General features: G+C 66.1%; 21 protein-coding genes. 8 read left to right on the forward strand and 13 right to left on the reverse strand.

Annotation, left to right across the window (positions count from 1 at the left end):
- Positions 1-897 carry a non-homologous end joining protein Ku gene (gene ku / locus ACT2BZ_RS07595; protein WP_457940254.1) on the reverse strand — a complete coding sequence of 299 codons (897 nt, stop codon included), beginning with the start codon at positions 895-897 and terminating at the stop codon, positions 1-3.
- A 112-nt stretch (positions 898-1,009) separates the two neighbouring features.
- Complete coding sequence (locus tag ACT2BZ_RS07600; protein WP_457940255.1) at positions 1,010-1,516, reverse strand: YciE/YciF ferroxidase family protein; 507 nt, start codon at positions 1,514-1,516, stop codon at positions 1,010-1,012.
- Between the two features lie 395 nt (positions 1,517-1,911).
- Here ACT2BZ_RS07600 and ACT2BZ_RS07605 point away from each other — a divergent pair, with 395 nt between their 5' ends.
- On the forward strand, positions 1,912-2,064 hold the full coding sequence (locus ACT2BZ_RS07605) for a hypothetical protein (protein ID WP_457940256.1): 153 nt from the start codon (positions 1,912-1,914) through the stop codon (positions 2,062-2,064).
- Here ACT2BZ_RS07605 and ACT2BZ_RS07610 read toward each other — a convergent pair.
- From ACT2BZ_RS07610 to ACT2BZ_RS07620, 3 genes are all read right to left on the reverse strand, one after another.
- Positions 2,058-2,426 carry a DUF1850 domain-containing protein gene (locus ACT2BZ_RS07610; protein WP_457940258.1) on the reverse strand — a complete coding sequence of 123 codons (369 nt, stop codon included), beginning with the start codon at positions 2,424-2,426 and terminating at the stop codon, positions 2,058-2,060. The genes ACT2BZ_RS07605 and ACT2BZ_RS07610 overlap by 7 nt on opposite strands.
- On the reverse strand, positions 2,423-4,543 hold the full coding sequence (locus ACT2BZ_RS07615) for a TRAP transporter permease (RefSeq protein WP_457940260.1): 2,121 nt from the start codon (positions 4,541-4,543) through the stop codon (positions 2,423-2,425). Before ACT2BZ_RS07615 ends, ACT2BZ_RS07610 begins: the two co-directional genes overlap by 4 nt.
- A 102-nt stretch (positions 4,544-4,645) precedes the next feature.
- Positions 4,646-5,602, reverse strand: coding sequence for a TAXI family TRAP transporter solute-binding subunit (locus tag ACT2BZ_RS07620; protein ID WP_457940262.1), 957 nt, complete (start codon positions 5,600-5,602; stop codon positions 4,646-4,648).
- A gap of 235 nt (positions 5,603-5,837) precedes the next feature.
- Between ACT2BZ_RS07620 and ACT2BZ_RS07625 the strand changes: the two genes are divergently transcribed.
- The 3 genes from ACT2BZ_RS07625 (at position 5,838) to ACT2BZ_RS07635 (ending at position 8,362) form a co-directional block, all read left to right on the forward strand.
- Positions 5,838-6,191: a YciI family protein gene (locus ACT2BZ_RS07625; protein ID WP_457940263.1), complete on the forward strand. Its 354-nt coding sequence runs from the start codon at positions 5,838-5,840 to the stop codon at positions 6,189-6,191.
- A complete protein-coding gene (locus ACT2BZ_RS07630; RefSeq protein WP_457940264.1) occupies positions 6,188-7,429 on the forward strand; it encodes an RNA polymerase sigma factor in 1,242 nt (413 codons plus the stop codon). Before ACT2BZ_RS07625 ends, ACT2BZ_RS07630 begins: the two co-directional genes overlap by 4 nt.
- Before the next feature lie 162 nt (positions 7,430-7,591).
- The gene (locus tag ACT2BZ_RS07635; protein WP_457940265.1) at positions 7,592-8,362 is read left to right on the forward strand and encodes an MBL fold metallo-hydrolase; all 771 of its coding nucleotides are present in this window, start codon (positions 7,592-7,594) and stop codon (positions 8,360-8,362) included.
- Positions 8,363-8,435: 73 nt separating this feature from the next.
- Here ACT2BZ_RS07635 and ACT2BZ_RS07640 read toward each other — a convergent pair whose 3' ends face one another.
- Positions 8,436-8,861 (reverse strand): hypothetical protein, encoded by a 426-nt coding sequence (locus ACT2BZ_RS07640; RefSeq protein ID WP_457940266.1) that lies wholly within the window; start codon positions 8,859-8,861, stop codon positions 8,436-8,438.
- 698 nt (positions 8,862-9,559) lie between these two features.
- Positions 9,560-10,117, reverse strand: coding sequence for an endonuclease domain-containing protein (locus ACT2BZ_RS07645; protein ID WP_457940267.1), 558 nt, complete (start codon positions 10,115-10,117; stop codon positions 9,560-9,562).
- Between the two features lie 202 nt (positions 10,118-10,319).
- On the opposite strand from ACT2BZ_RS07645, the gene ACT2BZ_RS07650 reads away from it, so the two are divergent.
- Positions 10,320-11,108: a hypothetical protein gene (locus tag ACT2BZ_RS07650; RefSeq protein WP_457940268.1), complete on the forward strand. Its 789-nt coding sequence runs from the start codon at positions 10,320-10,322 to the stop codon at positions 11,106-11,108.
- 209 nt (positions 11,109-11,317) lie between these two features.
- Here the strand turns inward: ACT2BZ_RS07650 and ACT2BZ_RS07655 are convergent, their stop codons facing one another.
- Complete coding sequence (locus tag ACT2BZ_RS07655; RefSeq protein WP_457940269.1) at positions 11,318-13,597, reverse strand: NADP-dependent malic enzyme; 2,280 nt, start codon at positions 13,595-13,597, stop codon at positions 11,318-11,320.
- 176 nt (positions 13,598-13,773) lie between these two features.
- Between ACT2BZ_RS07655 and mutS the strand changes: the two genes are divergently transcribed.
- From mutS to ACT2BZ_RS07670, 3 genes are all read left to right on the forward strand, one after another.
- Entirely contained in the window at positions 13,774-16,425 is a 2,652-nt protein-coding gene (mutS, locus tag ACT2BZ_RS07660) for a DNA mismatch repair protein MutS (protein WP_457941247.1), read from the forward strand.
- A 320-nt stretch (positions 16,426-16,745) separates the two neighbouring features.
- Positions 16,746-17,765, forward strand: a complete 1,020-nt coding sequence (locus tag ACT2BZ_RS07665) for an HD-GYP domain-containing protein (RefSeq protein WP_457940271.1) — start codon at positions 16,746-16,748, stop codon at positions 17,763-17,765.
- A 142-nt stretch (positions 17,766-17,907) separates the two neighbouring features.
- Positions 17,908-18,918 carry an aminopeptidase gene (locus ACT2BZ_RS07670; protein ID WP_457941248.1) on the forward strand — a complete coding sequence of 337 codons (1,011 nt, stop codon included), beginning with the start codon at positions 17,908-17,910 and terminating at the stop codon, positions 18,916-18,918.
- Positions 18,919-18,948: 30 nt separating this feature from the next.
- Here the strand turns inward: ACT2BZ_RS07670 and ACT2BZ_RS07675 are convergent, their stop codons facing one another.
- The 5 genes from ACT2BZ_RS07675 to ACT2BZ_RS07695 form a co-directional block, all read right to left on the reverse strand.
- A complete protein-coding gene (locus tag ACT2BZ_RS07675; protein WP_457940272.1) occupies positions 18,949-19,737 on the reverse strand; it encodes a 2-keto-4-pentenoate hydratase in 789 nt (262 codons plus the stop codon).
- 86 nt (positions 19,738-19,823) lie between these two features.
- Positions 19,824-20,468, reverse strand: a complete 645-nt coding sequence (locus tag ACT2BZ_RS07680) for a CDP-alcohol phosphatidyltransferase family protein (protein WP_457940273.1) — start codon at positions 20,466-20,468, stop codon at positions 19,824-19,826.
- Positions 20,465-20,848 carry a hypothetical protein gene (locus ACT2BZ_RS07685; RefSeq protein ID WP_457940274.1) on the reverse strand — a complete coding sequence of 128 codons (384 nt, stop codon included), beginning with the start codon at positions 20,846-20,848 and terminating at the stop codon, positions 20,465-20,467. The genes ACT2BZ_RS07680 and ACT2BZ_RS07685 overlap by 4 nt, the downstream gene beginning before the upstream one ends.
- A gap of 3 nt (positions 20,849-20,851) precedes the next feature.
- Positions 20,852-21,796 carry a phosphatidate cytidylyltransferase gene (locus tag ACT2BZ_RS07690; protein ID WP_457940275.1) on the reverse strand — a complete coding sequence of 315 codons (945 nt, stop codon included), beginning with the start codon at positions 21,794-21,796 and terminating at the stop codon, positions 20,852-20,854.
- Positions 21,793-22,464, reverse strand: a complete 672-nt coding sequence (locus tag ACT2BZ_RS07695) for a lysophospholipid acyltransferase family protein (protein WP_457940276.1) — start codon at positions 22,462-22,464, stop codon at positions 21,793-21,795. Before ACT2BZ_RS07695 ends, ACT2BZ_RS07690 begins: the two co-directional genes overlap by 4 nt.
- Positions 22,465-22,593 lie beyond the last annotated feature (129 nt).

Consider the following 22,593-nt stretch of genomic DNA (forward strand, 5'->3'; position numbering starts at 1 on the left):
CTAGGCCGATTTGCGCTTCGGCGCCGCCTTGCCCTTCGGCTCGGCCTTTGCCTTTCCGGTCGACTTCTGCTTGCCGGCGCCCGTCTTGCGCTTCGACGACGACGACGGCTTCTCGTCATTGTCGGCGGCGAGGCTCTTTTTCAGCGCGTCGAACAGGTTGACCACGTTGGACGGCTTCTCCGCCTTCTTCGGCTTCGGTGCCCGCCGGCCTGTCTTCTTGGCGCGGATCAGTTCCAACAAGGCTTCCTCGTACTTGTCGTCGAACTCGGCCGGGTCGAACTTGCCCGCCTTCTTGCCGATGATCGTCTCGGCAAGGTCGATCATTTCCTTGTCGGTCTTCACCTTGTCGATTCCGTCGAACACCGTGTCCGGCTGGCGCACAGTGCTGTCGTAGCGCAGGGTCGTCAGCAACATGCCCTTGCCGAGCGGCTCGACGATCACCGGCCGCTCGCGCCGGTAGAGCACGATGCGAGCCAGGCCTGCCTTCTTCTTCGCAGCCATGGCGTCGCGGATCACCGCGAAGGCGTCTTCCGAGACCTTGTCTGCCGGCGTCAGGTAATAGGGCGTGTCGAGATAAATCTGCTGGATCGAGGATTTGTCGACGAAGCCGTCGAGGCTCATCATGTTCGAGGATTCGATCTGCACCGCCTCGAACTCGTCCTCCTCGATCTGGATGTACTCGCCGTTGTCGACTTCGTAGCCCTTGACCTGGTCGTCATCGTCCAGCGGCTTGCCGGTCTCTGCATCGACATAGATGCGTTTGACGAGATTGCCCGTCTTGCGGTTGAGGATGCGGAACGACACTTTCTCCGCATGTGTGACAACATTGGTCAGCTCGACCGCGCAGGTCACCAGCGAAAGCTTCAGATAGCCCTTCCAAGCGGGACGCGGCGCCATTGTCGTACTCCCTCACACGGAACAATAGCATCTTGAACGGGCGAGCCCATGCCCGGTTCCCGATTCGCACGGCCGGGACCGGCCTGTGCCGGTCCCGATCGCTTGTGGCGGCCTATTCGGCGGCCTGCATGTTGATCGAACCCTCGCCGAGCGCGCTCAGCTTCTTGTCCGTCTCCTGCTCTTCCTTCAGGTTCTGCGCCAGCACCGAGGCGCAGTCGTTGCGACCGAGCTGCTTGGCCCAGGCCATCAGCGTGCCGTAGCGCGTCATCTCGTAGTGCTCGACTGCCTGGGCCGAGGCGATCAGCGCGGCGTCCAGCACCTGCTTGTCGTCGATGTCACCCGAGACGTCGTCGGCTTCCTCCAGGATGCCGTCGATCGCCGGGCAGTTGACCGCCTTGGCCTCGACGCCGTGCATCTGGAAAACCTGCTCGAGGCGTTCGATCTGACCCTCGGTCTCCTGCAGGTGCTTCTCGAAGCCTGCCTTCAGCTCGGCGTCGGTCGCCTTGTCGATCATCTTCGGCAGCGCCTTCTTGATCTGCTTCTCGGCATAATAGATGTCGCGCAGCGTGTGCACGAAGAGATCGTCGAGCGTCTTGATGTCTTTGGAAAAGAATCCCATGGCATTGTCCTTCCTGTCTGGATTGGTCTTTCGGCGTCGGCGAAATGCCGACAGGCCGGGCCGGATGCTGTCCGGCTTGGGCGGCAAACGTGCCGGCCCGGCGCACGGTTCCTGACCGGCGGCAAAACCGACTCGAGGAATGTTTCCGCGGTTCCGTCGAAGCGGAAACAGGAGGCGCGTCGCTGCGACACCGTGGCGAAACCGCTGTGCTGCAAAAAGCACAGTAGGAGGGCGTTAATTCGCGAGCCGCCGAAACACCGCGAATCAGGCGCAATTCCGCCATTGACAGACGCGAATCCTGCCAGGGCTTAACAACGCGTTCACGGAAGATTCACGACTGATCGCTAGGATGGCGCCTAATCGGAAGGGACATCCGAGATACAGGGCTTGAGACGATGACTTTCTGGAACAACCTTTCGCACTTTGCTGTCGCCCTGCGCGAATTCGTGGCGCCGACCTATCGGCCCGAGCGCCACTACATGCGCGGCCCCGGCCCTGCCTGTGCCCGTCGCCAGCCCGGCTCCTTCAGCACGCCCGGCTTTCAGTGATCGCTGCCGCACGGCTCTAGCGTGACCGGCTCGCCGGCAGCGGAGCCGAGCTCCATGCAGCCGTCATCCGTGCACAGCGTCCAGCCCTGGCTGGTCGCGCCCGATGCGGCCAGCACCAGCCTGGGCAGCGCGCCGATTCTCGGCACATAGACCCACCAGCCGTCCTTCAGCACCGCGCCCTCGGGCGGCTCCATGCCGGCGCCCGATCCCTGCACCCTGGCCTCGACGATGCGCAGCCCCTCGGCGCCGACCGTCCAGTTTTCCTGCCAGCTCGTCTTCTCCACCGAATGCGTCCACGACAGTGTGAAGGCGGCTGCGACGAGCGTCACCGTCTTGCCGGCCGCGACGATGCAGAGGCTCATTCGGGCCGCGCGGCGTCCGCCGCCGCTGCCGCGCGCTTGCCCCGCGTCCGGTAGAGGTGCTGGCCGATCACCACGGCGGCGAGCGCGAAGCCGGCCTCATCGGTCATCGGCAGCGCGGCGATCAGCGTGAAGGCCGCGCCTGCCGCGAGCAGCCTTTCCCAGACCGCCAGCGGCGTGCGCAGGAAGCCGATCACCGCCGCGCCCCACAGCCCGATCGCCAGCGCAGTCTTGAAGACGATGTAGGCGACCGCCGGCAGGTAGCCGATCTCGGCCGCCAGCGGGCCGCCGTCCTGCAGCATCAGCGCCGGCGTATAGACTGCCATGAACGGGATGACGAAACCGGCCGCCGCCACCTTGATCGCTTCGAGCGATATCTTCAGCCCGCTCTCGCGCGCAATGGGCGCGGCCGCGAAGCAGGCCAGCGCCACCGGCGGCGTCAGGTCGGCGAGGATGCCGAAATAGAACACGAACATGTGGCTGACCAGCAGCGGCACGCCGAGCTGCAGCAGCGCCGGCCCGGCGATCGAGGCGGTGATGATGTAGTTCGGGATCGTCGGGATGCCCATTCCGAGGATGATGCAGGTCACCATGGTCAGCACCAGCGACAGGAACAGGCTGGATTCGCCGACCGAGACAATGAACTGGCCGAAGGTCGTGGCGACGCCGGTCAGCGTCATCGTGCCGATGATGATGCCGACGACGGCACAGGCGACGCCGACAGGCAGCGCGGTCTTGGCGCCCTCGGCAAGTGAATCGCGGCAGGCGGCAAGCGTGTCGCGCCCGCCGGCGACGAAGATGTTGGCCACCACCAGCACCGCCGCCGCGACCAGGATGGCGTTGATGCCGATCTTGAAGAAGCTCGCCGCCACCAGGCCGAGCCCGATCCAGAAGATCGCCCGCAGCACCATCGAGGGCAGCCCGAGCGCAACCGAGCCGCCGAGGATCAGCAGCACCGTCATCGCCAGGCCGATCGTGCCGGCATAGAGCGGCGTGTAGCCGGAAAACAGCAGGTAGATCAGCACCGCCAGCGGCAGGATCAGGAACCAGCCGTCGCGGAACGCCTTGAGCGGCGAGGGCAGGTCGGCCTTCGACAGGCCGAGCAGATTGTGCTTGCCGGCCTCCAGATGCACCATCCAGAAGGCCGAGGCGAAATAGAGCAGCGCCGGGATGATCGCCGCCTTGACCACCTCGTAATATTCCACGCCCAGCGTCTCGGCCATGATGAAGGCCACCGCGCCCATCACCGGCGGCATGATCTGCCCGCCCATCGAGGCTGTCGCCTCGACGCCGCCGGCGAAGGCCGCGCGATAGCCGAAGCGCTTCATCAGCGGGATGGTGAACTGACCGGTGGTGACGACATTGGCCACGCCCGAGCCCGAGATCGTGCCCATCAGCCCGGAGGCGATAACCGACACCTTGGCCGCGCCGCCGCGCGCATGGCCGACGAAGCCGAGCGACACGTCGGTGAACAGCCGGATCATGCCGGCGCGCTCGAGGAACGAGCCGAACAGGATGAACAGGAAGATGTAGGTCGCCGAGACATAGACGGGGATGCCGTAGATGCCCTCGGTGCCGTAGGCCATCTGGTCGATGACCTGCGAGAAATCGTAGCCGCGGTGGTTGAGCGGCGAGGGCAAATATTCGCCGAACAGCGCGTAGAGCAGGAAGGCGCCCGAGATGACCGGCAAAGCCGGGCCCATCATCGCATAGGCGGCGATGAACACGGTCGCCAGCGCCACCACGCCGAACACCAGGTCGAGCGTGTTGAGATCGCCGGCGCGGAAGATCAGCGGCTCGTATTCGACATATTGGTAGACGGCGACCGCCACGCCCGCGAAGGCCAATGCCCAGGCGATCGTCTTGCCCATTGCGCCATAGCCGCGCGCCGCCGCGACCAGCGGGAAGGCGAGCAGCATCAGGAAGGCGACGTGGTCGGCCCTGAGGATCTGGCTCGGAATGCTGATGATGTGCGCTGCCGTGGCGATCTGGAACACCGAGAAGGCGACCGCGATCCAGAACAGCAGACGGCCTTGGCCGTCATCCCTGAAACCGCGCCCTGTCGGGTCGTGGAATTCGTCGAGCGTGCTCGCCTCGGCCTGCTCGGGAGTGCTCGCCATGTCTGCCTCTGGGGGTGTTTATGGAAAGGGCCGCGGCGGGCCAAGGACCCGCCGCGGCGTCGTTGCCTGGCGCTGCGCAGCGATGCCGCGCGGGCGGGCTTTCTACATCACGCCCTTTTCCTTGTAGTAGCGTTCGGCACCCGGATGCAGCGGGATCGGCAGGCCCTTGGCTGCATTCTCCAGCGAGATCGCCTTGGCGGCATTGTGCGCGGCCACCATCGAGTCGAGGTTCTCGAACAGCTGCTTGGTCATCTGGTAGGCCTCCTCGTCCGACAGGTCGGAGCGGGTGACCAGGATGTTGGTGATGGCCAGCGTCGGCACGTCTTCCGTCTGGCCCTCATAGGTGCCGGCGGGAATTGTCGCGGCCTGGAACGGTGCGCCGAGCTTTTCGGCGACCTCTGCCGGTACCGCCACCACGGTGATCGGCAGCGAGGTGGCGAGGTCCTTGATCGAGGCGACGCCGAGGCCGGCCGACTGCAGCGTCGCGTCCAGCTGGCGGTTCTTGATCAGCTCGACCGACTCGCCGAACGGCAGGTACTCGGTCTTGGCGAGATCGTCATAGCTCATGCCGAGCGCGCCGAAGATGGCGCGGGCGTTGAGCTCGGTGCCCGATTTCGGCGCGCCGACCGACAGGCTCTTGCCCTTCAGCTCCTCGAACGAGCCGATGCCCGATTCCTTGCTTGCCACGATCTGCACGTAGTTCGGATAGATCGCCGCGATGGCGCGCAGCTTGTCGAGCGGCTTGGCGAAGCCGGCGTCGGCATTGCCCTCGGCCGCCGCCTTGACGGAATCGCCGAGCGCGAAGCCGATCTCGCCCTTGCCCTGCTGCAGGAGGTTGAGGTTTTCGACCGAGGCCTTGGTCGACTGCACCTGCGTGCGCACGCCCTCGATGTTCTTGCCGTAGATCTCCGACAGCGCGACGCCGAGCGGGTAATAGACGCCGGACGTGCCGCCGGTCAGCACGTTGATGAACTGCTCGGCCTTGGCCGGGATGGCCGATAAGCCGATAGCCAGCGCCATGGCGCCGGCGGCCAGCGGCCTGATCGTCGAATTCAGCATGAGTTTCTCTCCCTGGGTGTCTCTCTGCTAGGCGCGCGAGTTTAGACACCGGGAGTGAAATGCCAAGTTGCAAATGCACCACGTGCGACGAAGGGCTGATGCCGCAAAGGCCGACCCCTTGCCGATGCCGCGGCGGCGGGCGCAAAATAGTCAGACCGCTGTCGAAACCGGCGTGCTCCGAGCGACATCAGTACGGGTCGCAACGATGCGGCCTTGAACCGCGAAGGAGACCATCATGCGATACATGCTTCTGATCTATGGCGACGAGGCGGCAATGCGCAGCGCCCCCGCCGACGCCGTCACCAAGATGTCGGCCGCCTATGCGTCCTACACCAAGGCCATCAGGGAGGCTGGCATCCTGCTCGCCGGCGACCCGCTGCAGCAGACCCGCTCGGCAACCTCGGTGCGCGTCGGCGACGGCAAGACCAATGTCATCGACGGTCCCTATGCCGACACCAAGGAGCAGCTTGGCGGCTACTACATGGTCGACGTGCCCGACATCGACGCGGCGATCTCCTGGGCGGCGCGCTGCCCCGGCGCCGCCACCGGAACCGTCGAGGTGCGGCCGGTCTGGGAAATGACGATGTGACCAGCGGCGCCGAAGCGGCGCGGGTGGCGGCCGAAACCGCCGCCCGCCAGAGTTACGGCCGCCTCGTCGCCTGGCTCGTCGCCCGCACCCGCGACGTCGCCGGCGCGGAAGACGCGCTTGCCGATGCCTTCGCGGCCGCCCTCGAGCGCTGGCCGCAGGCCGGCGTTCCCGACAGGCCGGAGGCATGGCTGCTTGCCGTCGCACGCCGGCGCGGCATCGATGCCGCAAGGCGCCGCCAGACGGGCGTGGCGGCGCAGGAGCATCTGCTGCTGATTGCCGACGAACTGGAGGCCGAAATCGCCGACCACGACATTCCCGACGAGCGGCTGCGCCTGATGTTCGTCTGCGCGCACCCGGCCATCGAGCCGGGCATCCGCGCGCCGCTCATCCTGCAGACCATACTGGGCTTCGACGCTGCCACAATCGCCTCGGCCTTCCTGGTGTCGCCGGCCGCCATGGGCCAGCGGCTGGTCCGCGCCAAGGCCCGCATCCGCGAGGTCGGCATACCCTTCAGCGTGCCTGATCGCGACAGCCTCGCCGAGCGGCTGGGCGCCGTGCTCGAGGCCATCTACGCGGCCTTTGCCGAAGGCTGGGCGGACCCGGCCGGCACCGAGACGCGCCGCCGCAACCTCGCCACCGAGGGCATCTGGCTCGGCCGGCTGGCCGCCTCGCTGCTGCCCGACGAGCCGGAGGCGCTCGGCCTGCTCGCGCTGATGCTGTTTGCCGAGGCGCGGCGGCCGGCCCGCCGCAGTGCTGCGGGCGACTACGTGCCGCTGACCGAACAGGACACCGCGCTGTGGGACGCCGCGCTGATCGACGAGGCCGAGGCGCTGCTGTCCCGCGCCGGCCAGATGGATCTCATCGGCCGCTACCAGCTCGAGGCAGCGGTGCAGTCGGCACATGTCTCGCGCCGCCGCTCGGGCCGCACCGACTGGCCGGCGATCCGCGCGCTCTACGATGCGCTGGCGCTGGTCGCGCCCTCGCCGGTGGTCGGCATCAACCGCGCCGTGGCGATCGCCGAGACCGACGGGCCGGCAACCGCGTTGGCCGCGCTCGATGCCATCGGCGGCGACAGGCGCCTTGCCGACTACCAGCCCTGGTGGGCCGCCCGCGCCGGCCTGCTGGCCCGGCTCGGCCGTGAGGCGGAAGCCCGCGAAGCCTATGAGCGGGCCATCGGCCTCGAGCACGACCCCGCCGTGCGCGCCTTCCTGCAGCAGCGCCAGTCGGCATTGGCCTGACGGGTGCGTTCTGACACGCCACCCGCCGACCCGCGCAGCGCTCACGTTCGCGTGACACGGCTTGCCCGAAGCGCCCGGCGGACTAGTCTTGGGGCGAGCGCCGGAAGCGATGCGCCTCCGCCGTCGTTCACCGCATGCGCACAATCGAACAGGGAGAATCCCATGCCAGTCACACGACGCGACACGCTGCAGCTTGGCCTCGTCGGCCTTGCCGGTCTCGGCGCCACCACCCTCGTGCCGTATCAGGCGCGCGCCGCGGGCGAGGCCGACAGTTACAAGACCGACTCCGGCGCCATCGGCGTCATGCCGCTCAGCCACGCCTCCTTCGTCATGACGACGCCAAGCCTGACGATCTACAACGACCCGGTCGGCGGCAAGGAGCTCTATGACGGCCAGCCGGCGGCCGACCTCATCCTCATCACCCACGAGCATGGCGACCATTACGACGCCGACACGCTGGCCGCCATCACCGGCCCGGACACGAAACTCGTCGTAAATCCAGCGGTCATGGCCATGCTGTCCGACGAGCTGAAGGCCAAGGCGACAGCCATCGGCAATGGCGAAACGACGACGGTGGGCGAGATAGGTATCGAGGCTGTGCCGGCCTACAACACCACCGAGGAACGGCTGAAATACCATCCCAAGGGCCGCGACAACGGCTATGTGCTGACCATCGACGGCAAGCGCATCTACATTGCCGGCGACACCGAGGACATTCCCGAGATGCGCGCGCTGAAGGACATCTACGTCGCCTTCGTGCCGATGAACCTGCCCTACACGATGGACACCGACCAAGCGGCCTCGGCCGTCTCCGAGTTCAAGCCGGTCTATGCCTACCCCTACCACTACAAGGGCTCCGACCCGCAGGCCTTCGCCGCCAAGGTTTCCGACGGCACCGAGGTGGTGATGGGCCCCTGGTACGCCGAGGGCTGAACCCGGCAAAGACACCTCCACCCCTGCGAGGCGGGCGGGCCAAGCGCCCCGCCCGTCCCCTGTCGGACAAGCCTCACCGCTTTTCGCTGGCGTAGATCGGCGAGTGGCGTTCCGGCTTGCTGCGCCCGAACGCCCAGGGCGCGTAGCGCCTGGCGAAGTGGATCAGGAAGGCGAGCATCAGGGCGGCCTGGTCGAGGTCGGCCGAGGTCATGCCGCCAGGGCAGACGCCGTCGCCGTTTTCCTCGAGCCGCAACTGGCAGCCGAACTTGCGGCATCGCGGGTTGCGGCAGTTCTTCGTCGCGCCGCGCGTGGTGAGCGCGAAGCGCATGGCCATCACCAGGACCTCCTCCATCTCGCGCGCGATCCACGTCTCGCCCGTCTCCGGATCGACATGCACCGACGAATGCGTGGCGTGGTAGCCGGCGATATCCCTGATCTCGCGGACCAGCTTTTCGAGACCGTCGTCGTCGGTCGCTGCGGCGGGTTTCTTGCGGGCCATGTCGGTCGTCCTTTGCTGGTTTGTCTGGGGGAAATGTTGGGCGCGCCAAGGCGGCCCGCGCCTTTGAAAAGGCCGGGAAGCGAGGCCGGGAAACCGCGCCTTCTCTTTAGTTTTTTGCGGCGCGGTTTCCCGGGTCGCCGACGTTCTTGCCCTGCCGCAGGGAGCAACGAGTTTCACGCACATGCCTCGGCCAGGGCCCGGGTGTGTGGACGATGATGTCCAACCGCGCCACCGTTTCGCGCAGCCACCCGGCGCCGTCACCCTCCCCTGATCCCCGGTCCGGACCAGGTTTCCCGCGAGGGCGATGCGGGCATTATGCGGGAGGGGCGAGGGGTGGGGATAAGTGGGGGTGAGAAAATCCCCTCTCTTGCGATTTCTAACACTTAGCCCCGTGAACAACTCGGCTAAGATGTTGAAATCGGCCCTTCGGGCGTTCGTCATTTGATAAGCCCATTCAAGGGCTTATCATCCGCTTTGCGGAACTATCCTCACTCTCCCCCGCTTGGGAGGAGATCAGGGCTGCCTTGATGCCGGCGAAAATCCATCCACGGTATTGGGACAGAAACAGATTGCGGCGTTTCAAGAGACGGTGAAGGCGGCGGCGCGCATTATCTCCCCCCTTGCGGGGGAGAAAGGATTTTCACGATCTTAGCGAAGCCAAGTCGTAGAAAATCCAAGAGAGGGGATTTCTTCCGGCATCACCCGTCGCCCAGCCGCCCCTGCGCCTCGCGCAGGATCACCATGCACACCCCATCGAGCCCGGTCAGCACGTCGTCGTTCCAGAAGCGCAGCACCCTGAACCCCGCCGCCTCGAAGTGCCGGTCCCTCGCCTGATCCTGCGCCGACTCAGCATGCTGGCTTCCGTCCACCTCGACGACCAGCTTCGCGTCGAAGCAGACGAAGTCGAGAATGTAGCCGTCGAGCGGAACCTGCCGCTTGAACTTTAGGCCCTCAAGCTGCTTGCGGCGCAACGCCTGCCACAGCACGTTCTCGGCCTTGGTGGCGTCGGCGCGCATCTTGCGTGCGAAGCTGCGGTGCGGTGGTGGGACGGCCTGGCGCATGGTGGGCAGGATAATCCCCTCTCTTGCAAATTCTAAGGACTTGGCTTTGCCAAGCCCAAGAATTTGCTTTCTCCCCCGCAAGGGGGGAGATAACGCCGGCCGCAAGGCTTCCACCAAAATCGCCAGATTTGCCAGATTCGCATCGGCTTGCCCCGATCTGCCGCATTCCAAGACTGGCGCAACGCCGCCGCGCATATCTCTCCCCTTGCGGGAGAGAAAGCGATTTCAACATCTTAGCCGAGCACGGCCGCCAGGCCGCGCACAGGCCAAGTGTTAGAAATCGCAAGAGAGGGGATTTGTCCGATCCACATCTGCCAACCTTGCGACCCCACTGACCGCGTTGCCGTCTCGTGACTACCAAGATGACTCCGCACTTCCGATAGGCCAAGCTCGAGACATGATCCTGCACGAGTCGGCAATCGTCTCCGCCCACCATGCGCTCCTCGCCAACGGCAGTCTCGGCGACGCATATTCGCGTGCGGGGATTGGCTGCGTCCGGTTGATTGAGAAGGTCGCACTATCACGCGGCGAATACATGAATGGCCGACCAGAAATCGCAGTCGTTCTCGACCTAGGCGCGCGCATGGTGAACAGTTGTGGGGCTGCCGGTCGCCTAATGCTTTGCGGATATTGGTCTCCGTCTGCGCACCAATGTCGCGATATTGTCGAGTGCCATCAGCTTGTCGAGCACTTCCGTTTGCATCCGGAGAAGGCACCGGACTGGTTGAACGCAACGGGAAAGGCGCGCTTCAAGAAATTCAAGTTTGGGGTTATCCGAAAGACCCTCCTGGCGGACCCCACTGCCAAGGATGTCGAGTACGTGAAGGGTGCGTTCGACTTCTACTCTAATGCCGGCTCGCATCCGAGCATTGAAGGACTGTCGCTGCATATGACGGCGAATGGCATTAAGAACATTGGGCCAACCGCCCATCCAGAACGCTTCCTAGTCTTTGCCGCAGACCTATGGGCTTATATGACGCGAGCTACGCTGCGGTTCGTCGATGCAGTCGAGTGCCTGATGCCTGATCATCCCAAGATTGCAGACGAATTCCGATTCGAACTGGCGGTGGTATTGGGGTGGCAAGAATTTCTGACTCCGATCGGGATCGACGACATTGTGAACTTAAGCGGAAAGACGCCTTCATCGCACACGTCCACTGGGATAGATGAACGGGCACGGTTCTGACAGGATCCCCTCTCTTGCGATTTCTAACACTTGGTCTCCGCGCGGCCTGACGGCCGTGCTCGCCCAAGATGGTGAAATCGCTTTCGGCCGGGTCCCCGCTGCTTCGCAGCGTCCCGGCGTTCGCAGGCCTTTAATCATACCACTGGCATGATTAATTCGCTTCGCGAACCAGCCGCTCACCCCCCGCAAGGGGGGAGATCAGGCCGGCGCTACACCCCCGCCGTATACGCCGCGATCACCGCCATGTTCACAATATCCGAATCCTTGGCGCTGAGCGGCACGATCTGGACCGGCTTGTTCAGCCCCACCAGCAGCGGGCCGATGACGGTCGAGCCGCCGAGTTCCTGCAGCATTTTTGTCGAGATCGAGGCCGAGTGGAAGGCGGGCATGACCAGCACGTTGGCCGGGCCTGACAGGCGGCAGAAGGGGTAGCGCTTCATCGCCTCGGCGTTGAGCGCCACGTCGGCCGCCATCTCGCCGTCATATTCGAAATCGACGCGGCGCTTGTCGAGAATCTTGACTGCCTCCTGGACGCGCTCGGAGCGCTCGCCGGGCGGATGGCCGAAGGTCGAATAGGCGAGCATGGCGAGCCGCGGCTCGTAGCCCATGCGGCGCGCGAAGCCCGCCACCTCCTCGGCGATGTCGGCGATCTCGATGGCGTTGGGCATGTCGTGCACGGCGGTGTCGGCGACGATGACGGTGCGCCCGCGCGCCAGCACGATCGACACGCCGATGACGCGGTGGCCGGGCTTTGCGTCGATGACGCGGCGGATGTCCTCCAGCGCCGTCGAATAGTTGCGCGTGACGCCGGTGACCACCGCGTCGGCGTCGCCCAGCGCCACCATGCAGGCGGCAAAGTGGTTGCGGTCGTTGTTGATCAACCGCTGCGCGTCGCGGAAGAGGTAGCCCTTCCGCTGCAGCCGCTCGTAGAGATAGTCGGCATAGACGCCGTTCCTGCGCGACAGCCGGGCATTGATGATCTCGATGCCCGGCCGGTCGAGCTCGACGCCGGCATTTTTCGCGTTCTCGCGGATGATCTCGTCGCGGCCGACCAGGATCGCCGTGCCGAGCTTCTGGCTGGCATAGGAGGCGGCGGCGCGCATCACCTGCTCCTCCTCGCCCTCGGCGAAGACGACGCGCTTGGGCTGGCGGCGCACCCGGTCGTAGATGCGCTGCAGGGTCGAGGCGATCGGGTCGCGCCGGGCCGACAGTTCCTGCGCATACTTGTCGAGGTCGAGGATCGGCTTGCGGGCGACGCCGGAGTCCATCGCGGCCCTGGCGACGGCAAGCGGGATGGCCGAGATGAGGCGCGGGTCGAAGGGCACCGGGATGATGTAGTTGGGGCCGAATTTCGGCCGGTTGCCCTGGTAGGCGGCGGCGACGTCGTCGGGCACGTCCTGGCGGGCGAGCTCGGCCAGCGCGTTGGCGGCGGCGACCTTCATGGCGTCGTTGATGGTGGTGGCGCGCACGTCGAGCGCGCCGCGGAAGATGTAGGGGAAGCCGAGCACGTTGTTGACCTGGTTCGGATAGTCCGAACGGCCGGTCGCCATGATGGCGTCGGAGCGGATGCGCGCGACCTCCTCCGGCGTGATCTCGGGGTCCGGGTTGGCCATCGCGAAGATGATCGGGTTTTTCGCCATCGAGCGGATCATCGCGTCGCTGAGCGCCCCCTTGGCCGACAGGCCGAACACCACGTCGGCGCCGTCCATGGCGTCGGCCAGCGTGCGCTTGGTCGTCTTGGTCGCATGCGCCGACTTCCACTGGTTCATGCCCTCGGCGCGGCCCTGGTAGACGACGCCCTTGGTGTCGCACAGGATGATGTTTTCCGGCGCAAAGCCCATCGACTTGATGAGCTCGATGCAGGCGATGCCGGCCGAGCCGGCGCCGTTGCAGACGAGCTTCGTGTCCTTCATGTCGCGGCCGGTCAGGTGCAGCGCGTTGATCAGCCCGGCCGTGGCGATGATCGCCGTGCCGTGCTGGTCGTCGTGGAAGACGGGAATGTCCATCAGCTCGCGCAGCCGCTGCTCGATGATGAAGCAGTCGGGCGCCTTGATGTCCTCGAGATTGATGCCGCCGAAGGAGGGGCCGAGGAATTTGACGCAGTTGATGAACTCGTCGGCGTCCTCGGTGTCAACCTCGAGGTCGATGGAATCGACGTCGGCGAAGCGCTTGAACAGAACCGCCTTGCCCTCCATCACCGGCTTGGAGGCGAGCGCGCCGAGATTGCCCATGCCGAGGATGGCGGTGCCGTTGGAGATGACGGCGACCATGTTGCCCTTGGTCGTGTAGTCATAGGCGCGTGAGGGGTCCTCGGCGATCGCCGCGACCGGCACGGCGACGCCCGGCGAATAGGCGAGGCTGAGGTCGCGCTGCGTCGCCATGGGCTTGGTCGGGTTGATCTCCAGCTTGCCGGGCCGCCCCATGGCGTGGAAGTCGAGCGCCTCCTGGCCGCTGACCGAGGGACCGCTATTGTCCGGTTTCTTTGCCATGCTGAAATGTCCCCTCCCAGGGTAATGCTTTTCTTTTGTGGAGCATTCGGGATTAAGGCTACACTCCGGCGCTGTAAACCGCCAACAAGGGCCGGCAAATTTTTGCCCGACCGGAAGACGCGTTGAACCAGGAAGCCCCGATCAGGACCGAAGCCGCACACCCGCCCGCGACCCCGATGATCGAGCAGTTCATCGAGATCAAGGCGGCCAATCTGGATTCGCTGCTGTTCTACCGCATGGGCGATTTCTACGAGCTGTTCTTCGACGACGCCGAACATGCCTCGCGCGCCCTCGGCATCGTGCTGACCAAGCGCGGCAAGCATCAGGGCCAGGATATCCCGATGTGCGGCGTGCCGGTGCATGCCGCCGACGACTATCTGCAGAAGCTGATCGGGCTGGGGTTCCGCGTCGCCGTCTGCGAGCAGATCGAGGATCCGGCCGAGGCCAAGAAGCGCGGCTCCAAGTCGGTGGTCAAGCGCGACGTCGTGCGCCTCGTCACGCCGGGCACCATCACCGAGGACAAGCTGTTGGCGCCCTCGGAGTCGAGCTTCCTGATGGCGCTCGGGCGGGTCAAGGCCGGCGCCGGCAGCCAGGGCAGCTACGCGCTGGCCTGGATCGAGATGTCGACCGGCATTTTCCGCGTCGCCGAGACCGACGCCGACAACCTCGCCTCCGACATTTTCCGCATCGACCCGCGCGAACTGATCGTCGCCGAGCCGGTGTTCCACGATCCCGAACTGAAGCCGCTGTTCGACCAGCTCGGCCGCGTCGCCAGCCCGCAGCCGCCGACGCTGTTCGATTCGGCCGCCGCCGCCGGCCGCATCAGCCGCTTCTTCGACGTCGCCACGCCCGACAGTTTCGGCGCCTTCGGCCGCGCCGAACTGTCGGCGATCGCGGCCATCGTCGCCTATGTCGAGAAGACCCAGAAGGCCGAGCGCCCGCCGCTCTCCTTCCCGGAGCGCGAGCAGGCCGGCTCGACGCTGTTCATCGACCCGGCAACGCGCGGCAACCTTGAACTCCTGCGCACGCTCTCGGGCAGCCGCGACGGCTCGCTGTTCAGGGCGATCGACCGCACCGTCACCGGCGCCGGTGCGCGGCTGCTGGCCGACCGGTTGATGTCGCCGCTGACCGATCCGGCCGCGATCAACAAGCGGCTCGACGCGGTCGGCTTCTTCCTCGCCGAGCCGCAGCTTTGCGATGCGCTGCGCGCAGCACTCAAGGGCGTCGCCGACATGCCGCGCGCGCTGACGCGGCTGGCGCTCAACCGCGGCGGCCCGCGCGACCTCGGCGCGCTGCGCTCCGGCTTCGATGCCGCCGGCCAGATCGCCGACCTGCTGTCGGGTGCGGCGCTGCCCGAGGAACTCGCCGACGCCATGGCCGCGATTGCCGCGCTGCCAAACGACTTTGCCGCCCATCTCGACGCCGCGCTTGGCGACGAGTTGCCGCTCTTGAAGCGCGACGGCGGCTTCGTGCGCCAGGATTACGATGCCGAGCTCGACGAGATGCGCTCGCTGCGCGACGCCTCGCGCCGGGTGATCCTCGGCATGGAGCGCGACCTGATCGAGGAGACCGGCATCCGCTCGCTCAAGATCCGCCACAACAACGTGCTCGGCTACTACATCGAGGTGACGGCCAACCACCAGGCGGTGCTGAACGGCTCCGACGCACTGAAGGCGCGCTTCATCCACCGCCAGACCATGGCGAGCGCCATGCGCTTCACCACCACCGAGCTTGCCGGGCTGGAGACCAAGATCGCCAACGCCGCCGACCGCTCGCTGTCGATAGAGTTGGGCGTCTTCGACCGGCTGGTCGCTGAATCCGTCGCCGCCGCCGAGGCCATCCGCGCCGGTGCCGAGGCGCTCGCCGTGCTCGACGTGTCGGCCGCTTTGGCGAAGCTCGCGACGGCCGAGGATTATTGCCGCCCGGCGGTCGACGGAAGCCTCTCCTTCGAGATCAGGGGCGGCCGCCACCCGGTCGTCGAGCAGGCGCTGCGCCGCCAGGCCGAAAGCCCCTTCGTCGCCAATGATTGCGACCTGTCGCCCGAGGGCGATGCCCGCCACGGCGCCATCTGGCTGCTCACCGGCCCCAACATGGGCGGCAAGTCGACCTTCCTGCGCCAGAACGCGCTGATTGCGATTCTTGCGCAGATGGGCGGCTACGTGCCGGCGAAGAGCGCCCGCATCGGCGTCGTCGACCGGCTGTTCTCCCGCGTCGGCGCCTCCGATGACCTGGCGCGCGGCCGCTCGACCTTCATGGTCGAGATGGTCGAGACGGCGGCGATCCTCAACCAGGCAAGCGACAAGAGCCTCGTCATCCTCGACGAGATCGGCCGCGGCACGGCGACCTTCGACGGCCTGTCGATCGCCTGGGCGGCGGTCGAGTACCTGCACGAGAAGAACCGCTGCCGCGCGATCTTCGCGACACATTTCCACGAGATGACATCGCTCAGCAGCAAGCTCGGCCGGCTGCACAACGTCACCATGCGCGTCAAGGAATGGGAGGGCGACGTGGTCTTCCTGCACGAGGTCGCGATGGGTGCGGCCGATCGCAGCTACGGCGTCCAGGTGGCGCGCCTGGCCGGCCTGCCGGCCGCCGTCGTGCAGCGCGCCAAGGACGTTTTGCAGCAGCTTGAAACCGGAGAATCCGCAGGCAAGGCCGACCGCCTTGTCGACGATCTGCCGCTGTTCTCGGCTGTTGCAAAACGCGAGGCCCCGCCGCCAGCAAAGACCGAGGCGCTCGGCGCCGCACTCGAGGCCATCAACCCCGACGAACTGACGCCGCGAGAGGCGCTCGAAGCGCTCTACCGGCTGAAGGGGATGGGCGGCTAGCGACAGGCCCCGGAGCCTCTGTTGCCGCACGGATCGGAGGGCGCCTGCCGGACCGCTGCCGACTGGCAGCATTGTGGATGGCAGTGAGAGGGTTTGCCGTTGAGCCGCGCTTGGTGACGGCGGCGTGCTCTCGCATTGGACGGCAGGGCACCGATGCTGGTTGCGAGGATACGCAATAGTATATCCTCAGCCCTCCAGAAATTCGCCATTCAACCGGGTATTAATTCTTCAGGTCTATCTAGCTATCCGTCGGACGCCACTGAGGGGGATCGAACCGCTTCCGTGGTTTCGGTCCTTATCGACTGCCAGGCAGGCATCGCATGATGAAGTCTACGCTTCTTGAAATTGACAAGAATGAAGCCTGTCTCGGCATGTTCATCCATGGATTTGGCAACCAATGGCTGAGCAGTCCCTTCGCGCGAAGCCAGTTCAAGCTGACCAGTCCGGCTGAACTGAGAGCGCTTCGCGAAAGTTCGGTGAGTACCCTGACCATCGATCTGTCCAAGGGGGTCGGGCCGAGGAACTCGACGTCCGGGAAGCCGAACCGGGTGTTCGACAACGGTGCGGCTGCCATGACGCACGCGACCGGTATGGTCCGCTCGCTCTTCAGCAACGCCACCTCGCCGAAGGGAATCGACCGCACGCAGGCCGAGGCGGTTGTCGATGTAGTCGACCAGCTTGTCTGCACCCGCCCGGCAACCATCCTGAATCTCACCAAGCTCAAGACGAAGGACGAGGTCAGCTTCCAGCATTCGATCGCCGTCTGTGCGCTTGTTGGCCTGTTCGCGCGCCATCTGAAGCTCGAGGGGAAACTGGTCCGAATCCTGTGTGTCAGCGCCCTTCTGCACGATATCGGGAAGCTTCGCATCCCAAGCGCGATCCTGACCAAGAACGGGCCGCTCACCGCCGAAGAGATAGCGGTCATGCAGGCCCACCCGCGCAGGGGTTACGAAATGCTGGAGAGAGGAACCGACCTGCCGGAAATCGTCGCGAAGGCTAGTCTTCAACACCACGAGAAGCTCGACGGATCCGGCTACCCGAATGGTTCCAGAGGCGACGAGATCTGCGCCGCGGCCCGGATCATTGCCATCTGCGATGTTTTCGACGCATTGACCTCCATCCGACCATACAAGGCGGGGTCTACTCCGGAAGCTGCCGCGGCGATGATGGCGACGTGGAACGGTCATTTCGATCCGATGCTTCTGGGAAAATTCTTCGATTGCATGGGCCTGCAGGGAGCTCAAAAGCGGATGGTGACGAAGGGCTCTGCGCAACCTGCCAATACCACCGGAGAAATGCTGGGCCTGTCTCAGGCGGAGCTGGACGATTTCCAGTTCTGACCTGCCCGGTTTTTCTCCACCTGAAGTCTACGTCGGCCGCTGACCGCTTGCGTGCCCCGGGAGCGGACGGGTAAACCCAGATCATGGATGCCATGGCCTCATCGTGACGCGCGCATTTTTTCGACTGATTGCCCTGGCCGTCATGCTGTCCGGCCTGACCGGCTGCTACTATGCGCAGTCGCTGAAGGGGCATGTCGAGATCATGTCGGTGCGCAAGAGCGTTGCGAGACTGATCGACGATCCCGCGACTCCGGACGCGTTGCGCGCCAGGATGCAATCGGCGAGCGCCATCAGGCAGTTTGCCAGCGACAAACTCGCGCTGCCCGACAACAGCAGCTACCGCAGCTACGTCGATATCGATCGGGATTATGTGACTTTGGCGGTCTTTGCCGCGCCGGAATTCTCGCTGGCGCCGCGCACATGGTGCTTCCCCGTCTTCGGCTGCGTTCCCTACCGGGGCTATTTCTCGCAGGAGTCCGCGGCGGAGCAGGCCGCTGCGCTCAAGCAGCAGGGCTTTGACGTCTACATCTCCGGCATCACGGCCTATTCGACGCTCGGCTGGTCGAGCGATCCGCTGCTGAGCACCATGTTCCGGCAGGGCGAAACCGCGCTCGCCGAACTGGTGTTTCACGAGCTTGCCCACCAGCGCGTCTATGTGGCCGGCGATTCAGCCTTCAACGAGGCTTTCGCCGTCGCCGTCGAAACGACCGGGGTGCAGAAATGGCTGCGCGCGACGGGCGACCCCGGCGCGCTGCGCCGCTACGAGGCCGAGCGCAAGCGTCGCGACGCCTTTCTCGCGCTGGTGTCGCAAACGCGGGTCGAGCTGGCCGCCGTCTATGGCGGCGCCGGGACCGTGGCGCAGAAGCGGGCGGCGAAGGCGGCCGCCATCGAACGGCTGCGGCAGCGCTACCGGCGGCTGCGCGACGGCCGCTGGGGCGGCTACCGGGGATACGACGCCTGGATCGATGCCCCGATCAACAACGCCAAGCTTGCAGCGACCTCCGTCTACAGCGAACAGGTGCCGGCGTTCCTGCGGCTCTTCGAGCTCTGCGCGGGCGACTATCCGCGCTTCTATGCGGCAGTCCGTCGGCTCGGCGCAACGACGAAGGCCTTGCGAGACGAGGCGCTGAAGACGGCCCGTACCTGCGGCTGAGCCACTCGCGGCGCAGACGAGCCTGTTCCGCTAGCGCGTGAAGGCAACCTCGATGGTGCCGAGGCTGCCATAGTCGCCGGTCACCACGTCGCCCGGGCCGACAGGAATCGGCACGCAGCAGGTCCCGGTCGTGACGATCTGTCCTTGCGCGAGCGCGACGCCTTGCCCGGAGAGTTCGTTGGCGAGCCAAGTCAGCGCAATGAGCGGGCCGCCGAGAACGTTCGCGCCGCGCCCCTCGTGAACGGCGCCGCTGCTGTTGAGCCCCGTGACCCTGTGCGAGGCCAGGTCGGTGCTGCGCCAGGAGCCGGGCGCTTCGGGGCCGAGCACGAACTGGTCGGCGCAGGCATTGTCGGCGATGAGCTGCGCCTCGCCCGCTGTCTCGAAGGTCATGAAGCGGGAATCGGGGATCTCGATGCCCAGATGCAATGCCGCCACGGCGTCCAGCACTTCGCTTTCGGCATAGGCCTTTTCGCGCGGCGGCAGTGTCTCGCCCATGCGGAACACGAATTCCACTTCGGCCACCAGCATCCGGTTGGCTCCGAGCGAAACGGGGACGCCCTGCGGGACGATCCTCTCGGCCAGCAGCCGTCCGGCCATCGGGCCGCTCACATTGATGTGCTTCTGGCCGGCGACACTCGTCGCGGCGATCTTCCAGCCGGCAAGCGGCCTGGTGCTCATCCCCTCCGCGAGGGCCTGCACCGCGTAGGCTTGTGCCCGTGTGGTCGGGCGCAACTCTGCCGGCATGGCCTGCATGTGACGGCCGTCACGCCAGTGCTTCAACAGGAATTCGGACGCCGCCAGTTTCTGCTCTTCCCGCATCCTTGCCTCCAAAGTGTCGCGCATCCGGCTTGTCACCGGTTGTTACCCGGGACTGTCTTTGAACACCACAGCCTCACGGCTACGGATCATGCGCCTCGCAGTTTTCCCACGATCCGCCACGAGCGGCGCAGCGCCGTCACGCCCGAGCCGAGGGCGACCAGCCAGAGCGCTGCGAGCAGGATCTCGTTGCGGCCGTTCCACAGCGGCTCGAACAACGAAGCGAGCGCGGCGGCGGTGACCAGCGCCATGCGGTGCGGCTTGGCCATCGGGCCGCAGAAATCGGCGGCGAGCCCGCAACCGCGCCCGACCTCGCGCACATAGGCGGTCAGGATCGCCAGCGCCACGGCGGCCCAGCCGAGCGCCGGCCAGCCGATGCCATAGCCGATGCCGGCGAGGATCAGCATGTCCGACACGCGGTCAGGAAACTCGTTCCAGAAAGCGCCGTCGGGAGCGGCCTTGCCCGCCTCGATCGCCACCATGCCGTCGAGCAGGTTGCAAAGCAGCCTGAGCTGGCAGAACAGCGCGCCGGCGACGAGGAGCAGTGCACGCGCCACCGCACCGTCGGCCATGCCGGCCTGCCAGAAGGCGAGCCCGCCAAGTGCCGCCGCCGCCATGCTGGCGACGGAGATCTGGTTCGGCGAGATCGCGGTCCTCGCCAGAAAGCGGGTCAGCGCGGCGGCCCAGCCCGAGCCACGGCTGGCCAGCGGCCGCCTGTTTTCCGTTTCGGTCATGTCGCCCTCCTGCCGCGCCAGAGCGCCAGCGCATAGCCTGCCGAATAGAGTGCCGTCACGCTTGCCGGCAGCGCGATGGTGGCCAGAAGCTCCGGCGTGCCGGCGGCCATATGGATCGTGCCGAGGATGGCGAGCGACAGCGATACCGCGATCAGCGGCGGCAGCACCAGCGCGGCGATCCCCGCCAGGCGCCGGCCAAGCGCTTCGACCATGCGCTTCAGCACCAGCGTGATCCCCGCCGACAGCGCGCCCTGCACCAGCCCGGCAACGAGCGGCTCGGGCATCGGGTGTGCTCGGTTGGCGAAGGCCGCCCATCCGCCCATGGCCAGGAAGGCGATGCCCATGTGGACGAGGGAGTTCTCCGCCGGACGTCCCGCCATCCGTCAGTCCACCGTCCAGAAATAGCGCACGATGTGGAAGAAGATCGGCGCCGAGAAGACCACCGAATCCAGCCGGTCGATGAAGCCGCCATGCCCGGCGATCACGTTGCCCCAGTCCTTGACGCCGCGGTCGCGCTTGATCGCAGACATGACGAGGCCGCCGAAGAAGCCGGACAGCGTGATGACGAGCGCCAGCAGCCCTGCCTCCAGCATGGTGAAGGGCGTCATCCACCACAGGCCGGCGCCGACCAGCGTGGCGCTCGCGATGCCGCCGGCAAAACCCTCGACGGTCTTGGACGGCGACAGCCGGGGTGCAATCTTGTGGCGGCCGAGAAGCTTGCCCCAGACATATTGCAGCACGTCGGAAAGCTGCACCACGACGATCAGGAAGGCGATCAGGAAGACGTTGCGGCCCTCGAAGCCCGGAATGTCGAGATTGAGCAGCGCCGGCACGTGCGAGGCGCAGAACACGCAGATCATCAGCGCCCACTGCACCTCGGCGACGCGCACCAGGTAGTTTTCCGTCTCGCCGCGCAACACGGAGACGATCGGCAGCAGCAGGAACACATAGACCGGGATGAACACCGAGTAGAGCCCGTACCAGTCGGTCCACACCAGGTAGTACTGGAACGGCAGCACGACGAAGAACGACGCCACCAGCGACCAGTGGTCGGCGCGGCTGGCATTGGTCAGCGTGACGAATTCGCGCAGCGCCGCGAAGGAGCAGAAGCCGAACAGCAGCACCACGCCGGCCCGCCCGCCGATGAAGGCGATGGCGAGCAGCACCGCCATGACCCACCAGGCGCGAATGCGGTCGTTGAGGTTTTCGACCGCGCTGTTCTGGCCGTCCGGCGACAGCCGGCGCTGCAGCACGTAGCCGACGGCCGAGGCGACCACCAGGATGGCGCCGACGCCGAAGAGCAGGTTGAGGAGGTCGGGATGGATCACGCGGCACTCCCGTTGCGTACCGGTTTGAGCGCCAGAAGCGCCGCGCGCGCCCGATCGAGGAAGGCGTCGGCGGCCTCGCCCTCGGCCACCTGGATCGTCGGCCCGAAGATGACGCTGCAGATCAGCGGCACCGGCACGAACTCTCCTTTCGGCATGACGCGGTTGAGGTTCTCTATCCACACCGGCACGAGCTCCAGCGCGGGCCGGCTCGCCGCCAGGTGGTAGAGACCGGCCTTGAAGGGCTGCAGCGCGTCCTTCGTCTCGTTGCGCGTACCCTCAGGAAACAGGATCAGCGAGGAGCCCTCGTCGACAGCCTCGCGCATGATCTCGATCGGGTCGCGCGTTCTGGTCTCGCGGTTGCGGTCGATCAGCACCGCGTTGAAGACGTCGCAGCCGATGAAGCGCCTGAGCGGCGATTTCAGCCAGTAGTCGGCGCCCGCCACCGGCCGCGTCCTGCGGCGCAGCCGCGGCGACAGCACGATCCACACCAGCAGGAAGTCGCCATGGCTGGCATGGTTGGCGAAATAGACGCGCTGCCGGTCGGAAGGCTCGTTGCCGATCCACACGCCGCGCACCGCCGTGACGAAGCGGGCAAACAGCGTCACCAGGAAGGCGAAGGCGGTCGCCGCAGCGCGCCGAAGCCGGTTCGAGGCCGGGCTAGGCGGCATGGCCGGCCCACGCCTCTCGGCGGCACTGGCGGCGGATTTTGACGGACATGCCCCTTCCCCTCGGTGACGCGCGCATCTTTTGGCCGAAAACCGGTCGAGCGCAAGGGGGCGTGCACAGGGGTGCCGTTG

The organism is Mesorhizobium sp. 10J20-29 (genome assembly GCF_054130485.1).

Excerpts from the sequence above, each read along its gene's own strand:
- ku (WP_457940254.1), bottom strand. The coding sequence starts at position 897 with ATGGCGCCGCGTCCCGCTTGGAAGGGCTATCTGAAGCTTTCGCTGGTG.
- ACT2BZ_RS07665 (WP_457940271.1), top strand. The coding sequence starts at position 16,746 with ATGATGAAGTCTACGCTTCTTGAAATTGACAAGAATGAAGCCTGTCTC.
- ACT2BZ_RS07620 (WP_457940262.1), bottom strand. The coding sequence starts at position 5,602 with ATGCTGAATTCGACGATCAGGCCGCTGGCCGCCGGCGCCATGGCGCTG.
- ACT2BZ_RS07640 (WP_457940266.1), bottom strand. The coding sequence starts at position 8,861 with ATGGCCCGCAAGAAACCCGCCGCAGCGACCGACGACGACGGTCTCGAA.
- ACT2BZ_RS07675 (WP_457940272.1), bottom strand. The coding sequence starts at position 19,737 with ATGCGGGAAGAGCAGAAACTGGCGGCGTCCGAATTCCTGTTGAAGCAC.
- ACT2BZ_RS07625 (WP_457940263.1), top strand. The coding sequence starts at position 5,838 with ATGCGATACATGCTTCTGATCTATGGCGACGAGGCGGCAATGCGCAGC.
- ACT2BZ_RS07680 (WP_457940273.1), bottom strand. The coding sequence starts at position 20,468 with ATGACCGAAACGGAAAACAGGCGGCCGCTGGCCAGCCGTGGCTCGGGC.
- ACT2BZ_RS07645 (WP_457940267.1), bottom strand. The coding sequence starts at position 10,117 with ATGCGCGGCGGCGTTGCGCCAGTCTTGGAATGCGGCAGATCGGGGCAA.
- ACT2BZ_RS07655 (WP_457940269.1), bottom strand. The coding sequence starts at position 13,597 with ATGGCAAAGAAACCGGACAATAGCGGTCCCTCGGTCAGCGGCCAGGAG.
- ACT2BZ_RS07605 (WP_457940256.1), top strand. The coding sequence starts at position 1,912 with ATGACTTTCTGGAACAACCTTTCGCACTTTGCTGTCGCCCTGCGCGAA.
- ACT2BZ_RS07670 (WP_457941248.1), top strand. The coding sequence starts at position 17,908 with ATGCTGTCCGGCCTGACCGGCTGCTACTATGCGCAGTCGCTGAAGGGG.
- ACT2BZ_RS07650 (WP_457940268.1), top strand. The coding sequence starts at position 10,320 with ATGATCCTGCACGAGTCGGCAATCGTCTCCGCCCACCATGCGCTCCTC.
- ACT2BZ_RS07610 (WP_457940258.1), bottom strand. The coding sequence starts at position 2,426 with ATGAGCCTCTGCATCGTCGCGGCCGGCAAGACGGTGACGCTCGTCGCA.
- ACT2BZ_RS07695 (WP_457940276.1), bottom strand. The coding sequence starts at position 22,464 with ATGCCGCCTAGCCCGGCCTCGAACCGGCTTCGGCGCGCTGCGGCGACC.
- ACT2BZ_RS07600 (WP_457940255.1), bottom strand. The coding sequence starts at position 1,516 with ATGGGATTCTTTTCCAAAGACATCAAGACGCTCGACGATCTCTTCGTG.
- ACT2BZ_RS07685 (WP_457940274.1), bottom strand. The coding sequence starts at position 20,848 with ATGGCGGGACGTCCGGCGGAGAACTCCCTCGTCCACATGGGCATCGCC.
- mutS (WP_457941247.1), top strand. The coding sequence starts at position 13,774 with ATGATCGAGCAGTTCATCGAGATCAAGGCGGCCAATCTGGATTCGCTG.
- ACT2BZ_RS07635 (WP_457940265.1), top strand. The coding sequence starts at position 7,592 with ATGCCAGTCACACGACGCGACACGCTGCAGCTTGGCCTCGTCGGCCTT.
- ACT2BZ_RS07615 (WP_457940260.1), bottom strand. The coding sequence starts at position 4,543 with ATGGCGAGCACTCCCGAGCAGGCCGAGGCGAGCACGCTCGACGAATTC.